At 56.5% G+C, this 15633-nt stretch carries 11 protein-coding genes; 6 read left to right on the top strand and 5 right to left on the bottom strand.

The features are described from left to right. Positions 1–138: 138 nt before the first annotated feature. Complete coding sequence (gene iolD / locus ACFL9S_RS00965) at positions 139–2079, bottom strand: 3D-(3,5/4)-trihydroxycyclohexane-1,2-dione acylhydrolase (decyclizing) (RefSeq protein ID WP_405259757.1); 1941 nt, start codon at positions 2077–2079, stop codon at positions 139–141. 597 nt (positions 2080–2676) lie between these two features. Between iolD and iolC the strand changes: the two genes are divergently transcribed. Together iolC and ACFL9S_RS00955 are read left to right on the top strand one after the other, a co-directional pair. Then, positions 2677–4599, top strand: coding sequence for a 5-dehydro-2-deoxygluconokinase (gene iolC / locus ACFL9S_RS00960; RefSeq protein WP_405259755.1), 1923 nt, complete (start codon positions 2677–2679; stop codon positions 4597–4599). A gap of 243 nt (positions 4600–4842) precedes the next feature. Then, complete coding sequence (locus tag ACFL9S_RS00955) at positions 4843–5682, top strand: MurR/RpiR family transcriptional regulator (RefSeq protein WP_405259754.1); 840 nt, start codon at positions 4843–4845, stop codon at positions 5680–5682. Positions 5683–5854: 172 nt separating this feature from the next. Here ACFL9S_RS00955 and iolB read toward each other — a convergent pair whose 3' ends face one another. Together iolB and ACFL9S_RS00945 are read right to left on the bottom strand one after the other, a co-directional pair. Next, entirely contained in the window at positions 5855–6676 is an 822-nt protein-coding gene (iolB, locus tag ACFL9S_RS00950; RefSeq protein WP_405259753.1) for a 5-deoxy-glucuronate isomerase, read from the bottom strand. A gap of 47 nt (positions 6677–6723) precedes the next feature. After that, on the bottom strand, positions 6724–8229 hold the full coding sequence (locus tag ACFL9S_RS00945; RefSeq protein ID WP_405259752.1) for a CoA-acylating methylmalonate-semialdehyde dehydrogenase: 1506 nt from the start codon (positions 8227–8229) through the stop codon (positions 6724–6726). Positions 8230–8746: 517 nt separating this feature from the next. On the opposite strand from ACFL9S_RS00945, the gene ACFL9S_RS00940 reads away from it, so the two are divergent. Continuing rightward, positions 8747–9562 carry a TIM barrel protein gene (locus ACFL9S_RS00940; RefSeq protein WP_405259751.1) on the top strand — a complete coding sequence of 272 codons (816 nt, stop codon included), beginning with the start codon at positions 8747–8749 and terminating at the stop codon, positions 9560–9562. 105 nt (positions 9563–9667) lie between these two features. Here the strand turns inward: ACFL9S_RS00940 and ACFL9S_RS00935 are convergent, their stop codons facing one another. Then, positions 9668–10876, bottom strand: coding sequence for an MFS transporter (locus ACFL9S_RS00935; RefSeq protein ID WP_405259749.1), 1209 nt, complete (start codon positions 10874–10876; stop codon positions 9668–9670). Between the two features lie 199 nt (positions 10877–11075). On the opposite strand from ACFL9S_RS00935, the gene ACFL9S_RS00930 reads away from it, so the two are divergent. Next, positions 11076–12113, top strand: coding sequence for an AI-2E family transporter (locus tag ACFL9S_RS00930; RefSeq protein WP_405259748.1), 1038 nt, complete (start codon positions 11076–11078; stop codon positions 12111–12113). A gap of 56 nt (positions 12114–12169) precedes the next feature. On the opposite strand, the gene ACFL9S_RS00925 is transcribed toward ACFL9S_RS00930, so the two are convergent. Then, positions 12170–12856, bottom strand: a complete 687-nt coding sequence (locus ACFL9S_RS00925; RefSeq protein ID WP_405259747.1) for a FadR/GntR family transcriptional regulator — start codon at positions 12854–12856, stop codon at positions 12170–12172. Positions 12857–13070: 214 nt separating this feature from the next. Between ACFL9S_RS00925 and ACFL9S_RS00920 the strand changes: the two genes are divergently transcribed. Both ACFL9S_RS00920 and uxuA read left to right on the top strand, forming a co-directional pair. After that, complete coding sequence (locus tag ACFL9S_RS00920; RefSeq protein WP_405259746.1) at positions 13071–14360, top strand: MFS transporter; 1290 nt, start codon at positions 13071–13073, stop codon at positions 14358–14360. A gap of 13 nt (positions 14361–14373) precedes the next feature. Beyond that, the gene (gene uxuA / locus ACFL9S_RS00915; protein ID WP_405259745.1) at positions 14374–15567 is read left to right on the top strand and encodes a mannonate dehydratase; all 1194 of its coding nucleotides are present in this window, start codon (positions 14374–14376) and stop codon (positions 15565–15567) included. Positions 15568–15633: the final 66 nt, after the last annotated feature.

Below are 15633 nucleotides of genomic sequence, written 5' to 3'. Positions count from 1 at the left end.
TAAAACAAATGGTTATACCCAAAATAATTCGCGCTGCAGGAAGGCGGCCAGCCTGCGAATCCCAGGAGCATAGATCACTCTGTGGCTGGGGTGAGCAGGTGCAGCCAACGCACCTGCAGCGTGAAGAATGAAGGGTAATTAATACTCACGAGCCTGGTCGATATGGTCATTCAGCATCCGGGCCACGGCGTCTACGCGCTCTGATGTGGACACCTGGGCACCGCCTACGCGCCACCAGCTGAAGTATTTGTGGATCATGGTTTTTGGCAGAACTTTAATATCAATCAGCGTTGATACCGTCTGTTTCTGCGCATCAATCAGCGCCGCCTGCAACTGCTCCAGGGTGGTGACGCGATAGGTTTTACAGCCGTAGCCACCGGCGATAGCGGCGAAGTCGACCGGCACAAAACCGCCGTTCAGTTTGCCGCTGTCGGCATTACGGAAGCGGAACTCGGTGGTGAAGCTATCCATACCGTGTTCCATCTGCAGGTTGTTAATACAGCCGTTAGTCATGTTATCCAGCAGGATCACGTTGATCTTCGCGCCTTCCTGGATCGAGGTCACCAGCTCGGAGTGCAGCATCATAAAGGAGCCATCACCCACCATCGTGAAGACCTCACGATGCGGCTCAGCCAGCTTAACGCCCAGTGAAGCGCTGACCTCGTAGCCCATGCAGGAGTAGCCATACTCGACGTGATAGCTGTTGTAATCTTTGGTGCGCCACATGCGTTGCAGGTCGCCCGGCAGACTGCCCGCTGCCGCGACAATCACTGAATCCTTTGGGAGGCGCTCATTGAGCGTACCCAGTACGCTGCTCTGCGTCAGGAAGGAGTCGGTCAGGCGGTTAAACTCAGCCCACACCGCTTCGCGATCCATATGATCGTCAATCTCTGGGACATAGTCGGTGCCGCTGTAGACAGAAGAGTAAACACGCTGGGTCTCTTTCAGCAGTTTGCTCTGCGCCTGTGACACTTTTTCGCCCCAGCCATTATTGAAGCCGGTGGCGGCCAGACGGCTGTCGAGGGCGGTCAGTGCTTCCTGTGCATCAGCCACCACCTGAACCGCATCCAGTTTGTAAGCATCAAAGTTGCTGACGTTAATGTTGACGTAGCTGACGTCGTCGTTCTGGAAAATCCACTTCGAGGCGGTGGTGAAGTCGGTATAACGCGTACCGATACCAATCACCAGGTCCGCTTCTTTCGCCAGCAGGTTTGCCGCCAGGCAGCCAGTTTCGCCCACACCGCCCACGTTCAGCGGATGGTCAGACACGATGGTGCCTTTGCCCGCCTGGGTTTCAGCAAACGGGATGTTGTAGCGTTCAGCAAAGGCGCGCAGCGCATCGCCTGCACCGGAGTATTTCACCCCGCCGCCGCAGATAATCATCGGTTTTTTCTTGCTGGCAATCAGCGCCAGCGCATCGGCCAGCTGGCCTTCGGTTGGCAGGCGACGCTCCAGACGATGGACACGTTTCTGGAAGAAGTAGTCAGGGAAGTCATAGGCTTCACCCTGCACATCCTGCGGCAGTGAAATCGTCACCGCGCCCGTGTCGGCCGGGTCGGTCAACACACGCATGGCATTAATACAGGCGGTCATCAGCTGCTCAGGACGGCTGACGCGGTCCCAGTATTTGCTGACGGCACGGAAAGCGTCATTGGTGCTGATGCTCAGATCGTGGCTCTGCTCAATCTGTTGCAGCACCGGGTCCGGCTGGCGGGTGGCAAACACATCGCCAGGCAGCAGCAGCAAAGGAATGCGGTTGGCGGTCGCGGTGGCTGCGGCGGTGATCATGTTCGCCGCACCCGGTCCAACGGATGAAGTACAGGCGATGATTTCACGGCGCAATTTCTGTTTGGCAAAACCGATGGCCGCATGCGCCATGCCCTGCTCATTACGACCCTGGTAGACCACCAGATCGCCGCTGTCCTGTTCCAGCGCCTGACCTAAGCCCAGTACGTTACCGTGGCCGAAGATAGCGAAAATACCTTTAACAAATTTAGTTTCAACGCCGTCTACCGACAGATACTGGTTATCCAGGAATCTGACCAGAGCCTGTGCTGTGGTTAATCTGATCTTGCCCATTTGCTCTTCCTTTCAGTATCGGTGGCCACATCATAAGGTCCACCGAGGTTCGCATTTGTGGTCGCCTTAGGATCAAAACGGCGACAGCTATAAGTGAAACGTGAGCCGATTATAAACAAATATTTTTTTCACTAAACACAATTACAGAAGAAACATTTCATTTTGCGAGTGAGATCAAATTCTGCAGTGTAACGGGGGTGAATGGGGTGATTTACATCGGGTAAATGAAACGATAACAACACCTTTACTCTTAAAAGAGAAAAATCGTTTCACTTCAACATGTTCACTGATGCACGTTAAGAAAGTTGAGAGGCCGCTCACATCTCTTTAATGCCGCGAAACACCACAGCCCCGCCGGGTAGCGAAATCCACGATGCAAGAGTTTTAACCACCTCACACTTTTGGGGCAATAATTTCATTTCATATTGAATTTGGAATTTTTATTCCTCATACTTCGCTACATGTTAGACCCGGATTCGATCGGGCTTATTGCTCCATTCGGCTGGAAACGCTCAACAGCATCGGCACTACCCACAATCACTGGCGTGGCAGTTAAACGGCAAGGAGGTTGGGTATAAAACAGAGGAAACAACAGGTATGAGTACACAACAGAAGCCGCTCGATGTGATTTGTATCGGGCGCATCGCTGTCGACCTTTATGGCCAGCAAATCGGTGCGCGCCTTGAAGATGAGACTACCTTTGCGAAGTATCTTGGTGGCTCCTCTGGCAACGTTGCCTACGGCACAGCGATTCAGGGTCTGAAATCTGCCATGCTGGCACGTGTCGGTGATGAACACATGGGCCGCTTCCTGCGTGAAGAGTTACAGCGCGTGGGCTGTGATACCCAGAGTCTGATTACCGATAAAACCCGCCTGACCGGTCTGGTGATCCTCGGGATCAAAGATCAGGAAACCTTCCCGCTGGTGTTCTACCGTGATAACTGCGCCGATATGGGCCTGGTGCCGGATGACATTCAGGAAGAGTACATCGCCTCCTCACGTGCTGTTGCTGTGACCGGTACGCACCTGTCGCATCCTGATACCCGCGCCGCCGTGCTGAAAGCGCTGGATATTGCACGTCGTCATGGTCTGCGTACCGCGCTGGACATCGACTACCGTCCGGTTCTGTGGGGCCTGACCTCACTGGGCGATGGCGAAACCCGCTTTGTAGAATCCGAGCGTGTGACGCAGCAATTGCAGGAAGTGCTGCACTATTTCGACCTGGTCGTGGGAACAGAAGAAGAGTTCCACATTGCCGGTGGCAGCACCGACAGCCTGACCGCGCTAAAAAATGTGCGTAAAGCAACAAAAGCGACGCTGGTGTGCAAACGTGGCCCGCTGGGTTGTGTGGTATTTGAAGGTGAGATCCCGGACAGCTGGGAACAAACCGAACTGCAAACCGGCGTGCGCGTTGACGTGCTGAACGTGCTGGGTGCAGGCGATGCCTTTATGTCTGGCCTGCTGCGCGGCTGGCTGAGCGATGAAAGCTGGGAACAGGCCTGCCGTTATGCTAATGCCTGCGGTGCGCTGGTGGTTTCCCGTCACGGCTGCGCCCCGGCCATGCCGACCAAAGAAGAGCTGGATGACTTCCTGAGCCGCGATAAAGACGTGAAACGCCCTGATCTCGACAGCCGCCTCAACCACCTGCACCGCGTGACCACCCGCAAGCAGCAGTGGAACGAACTGAACATCTTTGCTTTTGACCACCGTAAACAGCTGGCCGATATGGCAACAGAAGCGGGCGTTAGTCATGCACGTATCCCCGATCTCAAACTGCTGCTGTTGCAGGGTGCGCAGGCTGCGGCGAAAGAAGCCGGTCTGGACGATGGCCGCTGCGGTATTCTGGCAGACACCACGTATGGTCAGCCCGCGCTGAATGCCATCACCGGTAAAGGCTGGTGGATTGGTCGCCCTATCGAACTGCCAAGTTCACGCCCGCTGCGTCTGGAGCACGGTAATATCGGTTCCCAGCTGATCGACTGGCCGCAGGAACACGTGGTCAAATGTCTGACCTTCTATCATCCGAAAGACAGCGCAGAGATGCGTCAGGAGCAGGATGATCTGATCCTCGATGTGTGGAAAGGCTGTAACAAATCAGGCCACGAGCTGCTGCTGGAAGTGATCCTGCCGGAGAGCAACCCGGATAAAGATGAGAAGTATTATCTGGAGGTCCTCACCCACTTCTACAGCCTGGGCATTCAGCCGGACTGGTGGAAGCTGCCTCCGCTGTCACATGCCAGCTGGGAAGCCATCAGTGCGCTGATTGAAAAGCACGATCCACACTGCCGTGGCATTCTGCTGCTGGGCCTGGATGCACCGGAAGCCGAACTGAAAGCAGGCTTTGCCGCTGCCGCGAAATCCCCGTGGGTGAAAGGCTTTGCCGTCGGTCGCACCATCTTCGGCCAGCCATCACGCCAGTGGTTACAGGGTGAACTGGATGATGCCGCGCTGATTGAGAAAGTGAAAAGTAACTACCTGACGCTGATCGGCTACTGGCGCGAAGCACGTCCGGCGAAGTAAAACGCTGCACAGCCGCCCGTATTCGGGCGCTGCGGCTATAAGGGTGACCTGGTACAGGGTCACCCTTTTTTTTTGAAACGAATTTATTATTTTGCCCGGCGCACGCAGAAGGTTACGATTTTGTGAACTAATTCCCAACCCTGATGAAATAGAAGCCGCTGCTTTCGTCATCAAGTGAAATTTTTTGTTCATCTGGTAGAATAACGCACAGAAGAACACTATTTGACTTTTTGCGAGCCGTAAATGACCAATAATCCGACCCAACTTTCTCTGTTGCAGGACGATATCCGTCGCCGCTACGACACTCTCAGTAAACGCCTGAAGCAGGTGGCTCGCTATATTCTTGATAACAGCAACAGCATCGCCTTTGATACCGTCGCCTCTATCGCACAGCAGGCTGATGTTCCGCCCTCTACGCTGATCCGCTTCTCAAATGCTTTTGGCTTTAGTGGTTTCAATGAAATGAAGCAGGTGTTCCGTCAGCACCTGATGGAAGAGACGGTCAACTATACTGAACGTGCGCGCTTGTTCCGTCAGACCGCCACCGATGAAACCGCCAGCGCCCCGGAAAGCCCGGCTGAAATCCTGAATGTATTCACGATGGTCAACTCGCAGGCGTTGCAACAGCTGGCGATGCAGATCAATCCTGAGCAGCTGGAAAAAGCCGTGAAGATGCTGGACGAGGCCGACAACATTTACGTTATCGGCTTGCGCCGTTCATTCAGCGTGGCGTCCTATCTGACTTACGCCCTGCGTCATCTGGAGCGCCGCGCGTTTCTGATCGACGGTCTGGGCGGTATGTTTGCCGAGCAGCTGAGCATGGTGAACCCGAAAGACGTAGTGATTGCCATCAGTTACTCGCCGTATGCACGCGAAGCCGTTGAGCTGGTGGAGCTGGGCGCGAAACGTGGCGCACATCAGATTGCCATTACCGACAGCCAGGTCAGCCCACTCGCCGCCTTCAGTGATGTCTGTTTTGTGGTGCGTGAAGCGCAGGTGGATGGCTTCCGTTCGCAGGTGGCCTCGCTCTGCCTGGCCCAGACGCTGGCCGTGTCGCTGGCGCTGACCAACGTCAAAAGCTGAATAAAAAAACGGGCAGCCTGTGAGGGCCACCCGTTTTCAACATCAACCTTTGCGGGCGGATCGTTGATCCGCCCCTACAGCAACATCGGGCGAGGCATGCCTCGCCCCTACGTCAATCGGGGTTTCGTAGGGGTCAGGCATGCCTGACCCAGCAACGATCGCCCATGCACGATTATCCCTTACGCGGATACGCATCGCTGTTCACCCAGGCGTGATCTTTCTCCCAGGTAAATTTCCACAGTCGCACCGGCCCGGCCATCACGTTCAGGTAATAGTTGTCATAACCGGCAACGGTCGACATCGGGTGATAACCGCGTGGAACGGTGACCACATCCTGATTGTAAGGCGCCATACAGACATCCAGCGACCGGTCGTCGGTATACACACGCTGCATGGCAAAACCGCGATCCGGGTTGAAACGATGGTAATACGTCTCTTCCAGGTAGGTTTCGTCAGGTGAATCTTCCTGATCGTGTTTATGGCTTGGGTACGAACTGGTATTGCCTTCGTCGGTATACACTTCCACCACCAGCAGACTGTCCGCAGGCTTATCATCAGGCAGAATGTTGTGTACCAGGCGTTTGTTATTCCCTTTACCGCGCTGCTCAACACCCACATCTTCAGGCGCGATCAGGCGTGCAGGCAGTTTGCCTTCCGTCGCCGGGGCACTGCACACCGCCAGCTCAAGGTCAGACTCAGCCACCACCACCACCTGCTCGTTGTGCGGAACATACACAGAGTAAGGAGGAGTGCGCTCAAACGGAGACAGGCGTTTACCGATATTCGGGAACTCCGCCTGGCGGGTTTTCACTGAGGCAAGCCCGGCAACCAGCACCAGGCACAGCTCGTTGCTGCCGCTCTCAAGCGTCAGCGTCTGGCCCTTCTTCAACTGGTATGCATCAAAACCCACATAGCGCCAGCCAGCGCTTTCCGGGGTGACGTGCTGGATACGGCCCTGCGCATCCGGCTGTTTTACTTTGGATAGCAATGACATACAGCCTCTCTGTTCACAGGGGCGAGGCGAACCTCGCCCGTATTCAATTATCCCAGCGTAGGCATGCTGAACTCAGACACGGTTTTCTGACCGCTCGGCCAGCGCACAGTGGCCGTTTTCATGCGGGTGTAGAAGCGCACACCGTCCGGCCCGTGCACATTCAGCGCACCAAACACGGAACGTTTCCAGCCGCCGAAGCTGTGGAAGGCCATCGGTACCGGAACCGGTACATTAACGCCAACCATGCCCGCCTGCACTTCACGTACGAAGTCACGACCGGTGTGACCGTTGCTGGTGAAGATGGCGCTGCCGTTACCGAATTCGTGGCTGTTCACCAGATCCAGTGCGGTTTTGTAGTCAGGAGCACGAACGATGCTCAGTACCGGTCCGAAGATCTCTTCACGCCAGATCACCATATCGGTGGTGACATTATCGAACAGCGTACCGCCAACGTAGTAACCATCCGGGTTGCCTTCCACCTGGATGCCACGACCGTCAACCACCAGTTTCGCGCCTTCTGCTTCACCTTTGTCGATGTAGCCCAGCACTTTCTTCTGGTGCGCAGCAGAGACAACCGGCCCCATTTCGTTTTCGTCTTTACCTTTGTGAATGCCAGGGCCAACGCGCAGAGCTTTCACCAGCGGGGTCAGCGCAGCAATCAGTTTGTCTGCGGTGTCGTCGCCCACAGCAACCACAACCGGCAGTGCCATGCAGCGTTCACCGGCAGAACCGAACGCGCCACCCATGATGGCGTTCACGGTCGCATCCAGATCGGCATCCGGCATCACGATAGCGTGGTTTTTCGCCGCGCCGAAGGCCTGCACACGTTTACCGTGGGCGCTGGCGGTGGTGTAGATGTGCTCTGCCACGCCGGAAGAACCGACGAAGCTCACTGCCTGAACGCGCGGATCTTTATACAGCTGCTCCGCATTTTCGTTCGAACTGTGGATCACGTTGAATACGCCATCCGGCAGGCCCGCTTCGGTCAGCAGTTCAGCCATACGTACGGCAGCAGAGGGGTCAAGGGCCGGTGGCTTCAGCACGAAGGTGTTACCACAGGCCAGTGCAATCGGGAACATCCACAGTGGCACCATCGCCGGGAAGTTGAACGGGGTGATCCCGGCCACAACGCCCAGTGGCTGCATCAGCGAGTAGCTGTCAACGCCAGTTCCGACATCCGCAGAGTTTTCACCTTTGATCAGGTGCGGGATACCGCAGGCGAATTCCACCACTTCCAGGCCACGGGTCAGTTCACCCAGCGCATCTGACCAGACTTTACCGTGCTCACTGACGATCAGCTCGGCCAGCTCATCACGATGCTCTTCCATCAGTGCTTTAAAGTTAAACAGAATACGGGCGCGGCGCAGTGGAGACGTGCGGGACCAGCTATCAAATGCTTCGTGCGCAACGGCAATCGCATGGGCGACTTCATCACTGGTGCTCTGCGTCAGTTCGCGCACAGGCTTACCGGTTGCCGGATCGTAAATCGGAATGGTTTCGTTGCTGGCGCTGAAAGACGTTTTACCGCCAATAAAGTTTCCTACGATAGTCATGTGCTGGCCTCTTTGAAGTATGAGTTTCCTTGCAGGCAGTCTGACGTCATACCGCTGCCTTGCCGGGCAAAACCTTGATTCGTGTTGAGACAGTATAATATTGAAATAAATTTTTCAAATCTTTCACTTTAGAAAATTCGTTTTTAGCGGCCTGGATCGCATTTTTCAGGGGGAGAGTCCTGGACCTTTCACCTCGGGAATGAACCCGGGTAAAAAAAGCCCTCAGCGCAGGCAGCACGCGGAGCAGTCGTTTCACGACCGCCGTAACATAACGCCACGTTTGACCCGACTAAAACGCCAGGATGACGCTGTATTTAGGCTGGTTTAATCCGGCGCTGAGTGAAATTTTGCGAGACGGATCTAAAAATTTAAATTTCATTATTCATTAGATATGAAATAAATGTTCTCCTGTAGCCTGTGCTCAACCACCGACCGGCCTGCAATGAACAAAAAATGGCTGGCGGGGCACCTTTAATGAATATTTTACCTTCCTACCCTACTCAACAGGAGCCACCAGATGGCTATCGATCCGACCCGTTTTTGTATTAACCGTAAAATTGCCCCCGCCCTCAGCATCGAAGCATTTTTCCAGCTGGTGCAAAAGCTGGGCCTGCATAAAGTTGAACTGCGTAACGATATGAAGGGTGGCAGCGTGACCGACAACCTGAGCCATCAGCAGGTTCACGTACTGGCAGAGCAATACGGTCTGGAAATTGTCACCATCAACGCACTGTATCCGTTTAACCAGATCAGCGATGACCTGCTGGCCCGTGCTGAAAGTCTGCTGAAAGACGCACAGGGCATTGGGGCGAAAGCGCTGGTGATGTGCCCGCTTAACGACGGCACAAAAATTTCAGCCGAAGACACGCAGAAGGCACTGAGTACGCTGGCTCCACTGTTTGCCCGCTACGGCGTGGAGGGACTGGTTGAGCCGCTGGGCTTCCCGGTGAGTTCTCTGCGCTCCGCAAGGCAGGCGCAACAGCTGATCAAACAGGCAGGCGTGCCATTCAAGATGGTGCTGGATACCTTCCATCACCATCTGTACGAAGGCGCGGAGCAGGACTTTGCCGACGGCATTGATGTGAACCAGATTGGTCTGGTGCATCTGTCAGGGGTGATCGATGGCCGCCCGGTGAACGAGCTGACCGACGAAGAGCGTCTGATGCTGAGTGATGATGACCTGCTGAAAAGCGTCTGGCAGGTGCAGCGCCTGGAAGAACTGGGCTACAAAGGCGTTTACGCCTTCGAGCCATTTGCTTCAGTGATGGATAACTGGAGTGCGGCGGATATCGAACGTGAGATCCGCCAGAGCATTGCCTTGTTGCAGGGCTGATCCGACACCGGGCGAGGCATGCCTCGCCCCTACGGGATCCCACGCTGTCGTAGGGGTCGGGCATGCCCGACCCGACAGGCGGAAAATATCTTCATCTTATCTGTGTCATTTGACAACGACCCCTTCGGGGGTCGCTTTTTTCAGCCGCAGCGTCGCCACCATCGCCAGACACACCAGCAGCCCGCTCAGCAGATAAATCATTGGCACACCCGCGTAGCTCATCACCAGCCCTGCCAGCGGTCCGGTAATACCCAGCGCCAGATCCATAAACGCCGTATAGGTTGCCAGCGCACTGCCCTGATTCTGCGGCGGCACCACTTTCACTGCCACCACGCCAATCGCCGGGAACACCAGCGAGAACCCGGCCCCGGTCAGCAACGCACCGACGCGTGCCAGCCACGGGTCCCACGCTCCCCAGACCATAAACAGGCCGATGGCTTCTACCGCAAAACAGACCAGCGCCACATTCAACCCGCCGTGGCGGGCAATGGCATTGGGAAACAGCAGCCGGGTACACACGAAAGCCACGCTGAACAGCGTCAGCGCAAAGGCCGCCCCATCCCAGCCTTTATCCTGATAAAACAGGGTGATAAAGGTGGCAATCACACCAAAGCCCACCGATCCCATTGCCAGCAGCAGGCCAAAGCTCCAGATGCGGCCGAGCACCGCACGGAATGGCAGCGGCTTGCCCTTGCTGCTTTTCACCTGCGCCCGAGGCAGCGCCAGCAGGATACCCACCAGCGCAATCGCCGTGATGATCTCCGCCAGCAGCATCAGGCCGCCCCAGTGATAGATCGCCACGCCCAGCGGTGCGCCAATCGCCATTGCCCCGTAGGTGAAAATCCCGTTCCAGGAAATCACCCGGCCAATATGCAGCGATCCCACCACGCCGACGCCCCACAGCGTTGAACCGGTGCCGGCAAAGCTCTGCCCGACGCCCAGTACCAGCCTGCCCGCACACAGCAGCAGCAGGCTCAACAGCGGCAGCCCGCTGCTCAGCGCCGCCAGCAGGTAGCAAACCCCGCTGATCAGGCAGCCGCACAGGCCAACAATCACCACTTTTTTCGGGCCCCACAGGTCGGCATAGCGCCCGGCATGGGGACGACTTAACAGCGTGGTGAAGTATTGCAGGCTGATCACCAGGCCCGCCCAGAAAGCGCTGTAGCCCATCACATCGTGGACATAGCCGGGCAGCACCGCCAGCGGTAAACCGATGGTCATGTAGCTGGTGAAATTGAACATCACTACGGAGAAAATACGCAGATTTAAGCGAAAGCCACTTAGCGCCGTGGCCCCGACGGGCTGCTCAGACATGAAGATCCTGCTCGCAGGGAAAAATGGATGAAATGCCACTATACGCGAAATACCTGAACCGTTAACACACACAGACGATCCTTCAACGATGCGAACGGGAGTGAAGGACTTCACCCTGAAATGCGATCATTCCTAAAGTGAGTGGCGGGTGTGGCACAGCCACTACACTTGCTGCGCATACTGTCAAAACGGAGACGCAATGAAGCCATTGCCGCAGGAGAAGATCGGGCAAAACATTTTGCTAAAACTGGCCACGCTGGTGGTGATTCTGGGTGGTATCAAACTGTCGGCAGAGATCGTGGTGCCGTTTCTGATGGCGCTGTTTTTCGCCATCGTGCTGAACCCGCTGGTGAGCTGGCTGATGCGGCGAAAAATACGCCGTGGTCTGGCTATCAGCCTGGTGGTGGTGATGGTGTTGATTGGGCTGGCGCTGCTGATCGCGATGATTACCGGGTCGCTGCAGGAGTTTAGTGACGTTTACCCGCAGCTTCAGGCACAGACGGAGCAAAAACTGGCCGTGGTGCAACACATTGCCGCCCGTTTTCATATCATGATCTCTCCCGAGTCGCTGGCACAGCGGCTGGACCCGAATGCGGTGATGGATGTCGCCACTACCATGCTGGGGCAGTTTTCCGGGGCGATGGCGCAGATCGTTCTGGTGATGATGACGGTGATTTTTATGCTGTTTGAGGTTCATCATCTGCCGTACAAGCTGCGTTACGCGCTGGTCAATCCGCAGATCCGTATTGCCGGTATGCATAAGGCGCTGAAAGGCGTTACCCACTATCTGGCGCTGAAAACATTGATCAGCCTGGCGACGGGCGTGCTGGTCTGGCTGGCGCTGCTGGCGCTGGGGGTGAAATTCGCGCTGCTGTGGGGCGTGGTCGCCTTTGTGCTGAATTTTGTGCCGAATATCGGGCCGGTGATTGCCGGGATCCCCCCGGTCTTGCAGGCGCTGCTGCTGAACACCCCGCTGGAAGCCGGGCTGGTCGCGACCCTGTTTATCGCCATTCATATGCTGCTGGGGAATCTGCTGGAACCCAGGGTGATGGGGCGTGGCCTTGGGCTGTCGAGCCTGGTGGTCTTTCTGTCGCTGATTTTCTGGGGCTGGCTGCTCGGCCCGGTCGGTATGCTGCTCTCAGTACCGCTGACCAGCGTCTGTAAAATCCTGATGGAAACCACCCCCGGCGGCGGCAAGCTGGCGATCCTGCTGGGGAATGGCCGGAAATCGTTATAAAACATTACGCCGATGACGTCGGGGCGAGGCATGCCTCGCCCGGGTTTTTGCCCGCATTATTCAACAAACAGCCTGTCATACACATGCTGCAAATGACGCTCCATGCAGGCCCGCGCCTGGACGGCATCCCGGGCGATAATCGCACGGGCAATGTCTTTATGATCCTGGTTCATCTCACGCGGGAAATCGCTCTCCGCGTAGTGGCTCTCCAGCCGCACAAAGCGCGAGCTTTTACGCTTGTTCCACAGGTATTCCATCATATCGCGCAGCACTTCATTGCCGGTCATCTCGGCGATCAGCAAATGGAAACGCTTATCTTCCCGCAGGAACTTCTCGTCATTAACGTGTAACTGGATGAGATCCTGAGTGATCTCCTGCAATTCGGCACGCTGGTCGTCACTGCCGTTGCGTGCCGCCAGTTCGGCCGTCATCGCTTCATACACCTGACGCGCCTGGATCAGCGCCTTCAGGCTGAACTCCTCTTCTGCCGGGGCACCCTCGCTTTGCGGCAGCGGATTCATCACGTACACACCGTTGCCGGTACGGATTTCCACCCAGCCGGTGATCTCCAGGGCAATCAGGGCTTCACGAATAGACGAACGGCTGACGCCCAGCTGCTTCGCTAATTCACGCTCAGGCGGCAAGATGGCCCCGGCGGGGAACTGTCCCTTTTTAATACAGCCAATCAGCAGGTTAGAGATCTGCCGGTAAAGGCGTTCGACTTTCAGTGTTGGTAATTCCATACCCGTTCCCGGCGGCAGAGGTGATGGCAGAGCTTATCACAGGGCTTCCACCACGTGTAAATGCGTACCGGATCCTCATGCTGCGATCGCGATCACGGAACCCACAGGCATCTCACGTTTATGCTCTGGTCCAGCGGCCTGACCACTGGGCCAGAGAGATAACCCTGCGATCCCATGATAAGAAAACGGCCGTTGAGCCGGACAAGGAATACCCATGACGGCTTCAGCCTTTGATTCACCGCTACAAAAATCCAGTCGCCTCAGACGGATACAAACGGTTTCCCTCACGCTGCTGTTCCTTGCCGGGATCATTAACTTCCTCGATCGCGGATCGCTGTCGATCGCAAATGCGGCGATCCGCCACGATCTCGGTCTGTCTGCCACCGAGTTCGGCGTGCTGCTTTCCGCGTTCTCCCTCTCTTACGGCATTTCCCAACTGCCCAGCGGCCTGCTGCTCGACCGCTTTGGCCCGCGCGTGGTCCTCGGCGGCGGCCTGCTGTTCTGGTCGGTGATGCAGGCAATGGCTGGCGCGGTGAACAGCTTCAGCCACTTCATCCTGCTGCGTATTGGTCTGGGGATCGGCGAAGCGCCGTTTATGCCGAGCGGCGTGAAGGTGGTGAACGACTGGTTTAACGCCCGTGAACGCGGCCTGCCGATGGGGATTTTTAACTCATCGACCACCTTCGGCCAGGCCTTTGCGCCGCCGATCCTCGTGGCACTGATGCTGGCCTTCGGCTGGCGCATGATGTTTGTGATTATCGGTGTGGCGGGTGTGGCGATTGCACTTTGCTGGTACGCCTGGTATCGCAACCGCGACCGTTTTGCGCTGACGCCGGAGGAGCAGCAGTACCTTGATCAAGGCTCCACGCCGTCGCAGAAAACCCGCGTATCGCTGAAGGAGTGGGGTGCGCTGTTTAAGAAGCGCACCGTATGGGGGATGATCCTCGGCTTCAGCGGTGTGAACTACACTGCGTGGCTGTATCTCTCCTGGCTGCCGGGTTATTTACAGGCTGAACGCGGTCTGAGCCTGACCAGTACCGGCTGGGTCGCCGCCATTCCCTTCCTGTTCGGTTCAATAGGGATGCTGGTGAATGGCACCGTCGCTGACCGCCTGGCACGTCGCGGCTATGCGCTGGCAAAAACACGTAAGGTACTGATCTGCCTTGGTCTGGTCTGTTCCGCCGCCTGTACCCTGCTCGTGGTGCAATCCACCTCAACTGCGATGGCGGTTGGTTTTATCAGTCTGGCACTGTTCTTTGTACACTTTGCCGGGACTTCCGCCTGGGGGCTGGTCCAGGTCATGGCTCCGTCACGCATGGTGGCCTCGGTCAGCAGCATTCAAAACTTCGGTAGCTTTATCTGTGCCTCATTTGCCCCGATTGTCACCGGTTGGGTGGTCGATACCACCGGCTCGTTCAATATGGCGCTGGTGATCTGCTCCTGCGTCACCTTCGCAGGCGCACTGGCTTATTTCTTTATCGTGAAAGACCCGATTGCGGATTAACTAAGGAGAACATATGGAACATACATGGCGCTGGTACGGCCCTAACGATCCGGTTTCGCTGGATGATGCCCGCCAGGCGGGTGCGACCGGGATCGTGACCGCTCTGCACCATATCCCGAACGGCGAGGTATGGCCGGTGGCAGAGATCAAAGCCCGTCAGGCGCTGCTGGCGGAGAAAGGCCTGGTCTGGTCGGTGGTGGAAAGTGTGCCGATCCACGAGTCGATTAAAACCCAGCGCGGCGATTACAAAAAGTACATCGCCCACTATCAGCAGTCGCTGCGCAACCTTGGTGCCTGCGGCATCGACACCGTGTGCTACAACTTTATGCCGGTGCTGGACTGGACGCGTACCGACCTCGGCTGGACGTTACCGGACGGGGCAAAAGCGCTGCGCTTTGATCATATTGCCTTTGCCGCGTTTGAGCTGCATATCCTGCAACGCCCCGGTGCGCAGCAGGATTATGATGCGCAGGAACAGCACGAAGCCGCTGCCTGTTTTTCCGCGATGAGCCAGCAAGAGATCGACACCCTGACGCGCAATATTATCGCCGGGTTGCCGGGCGCAGAAGAGGGTTACACGCTGGAACAGTTCCAGGCACAATTATCCCAGTACGACGGTATCGACAAAGCGCAGTTGCGTGAGCATATGGCCGAATTTTTGCGCGCTATCGTGCCGGTGGCGAAAGAAGCCGGGATTGTGCTGGCGGTACACCCGGACGATCCACCGCGCCCGATCCTCGGCCTGCCGCGCATTGTTTCCACCATTGAAGATATGCAGTGGCTGAAAGAGACCGTCGACAGCGTGCACAATGGTTTCACCTTCTGCACCGGATCTTACGGCGTGCGTGCGGAAAACGACCTGGTGAAAATGGCGGAAACCTTTGCTGACCGCATTCACTTCGCACATCTGCGTTCTACAAAGCGTGAGGAGAATCCGAACAGCTTCCACGAAGCGGCGCATCTGGCAGGGGATGTGGATATGGTCGGGGTGATTAAGGTCATTCTTGCCGAGGAGCAGCGCCGCCGCCACGCAGGCAATCAGCGCGCTATCCCGCTGCGCCCGGACCACGGCCACCAGATGCTGGACGATCTGCATAAAAAAACCAACCCCGGCTATTCCGCTATTGGTCGCCTGAAAGGGTTGGCCGAAATTCGTGGCGTCGAGCGGGCGTTAACGCAGATCTTCTTCAGTTCTGACGCTCAATAATTCGGCCCCCTCATGGGGCCTGTTTTGGGGCACATCCAACAGGTTTTCGCTTTTGAAGTATGACGC

It is taken from the genome of Erwinia sp. AnSW2-5, assembly GCF_045107195.1.
Classification (GTDB): Bacteria; Pseudomonadota; Gammaproteobacteria; order Enterobacterales; family Enterobacteriaceae; genus Erwinia.
The sequence above is the reverse complement of the archived record's forward strand: the minus strand, read 5'-3'. Positions and strand labels throughout refer to the sequence as shown.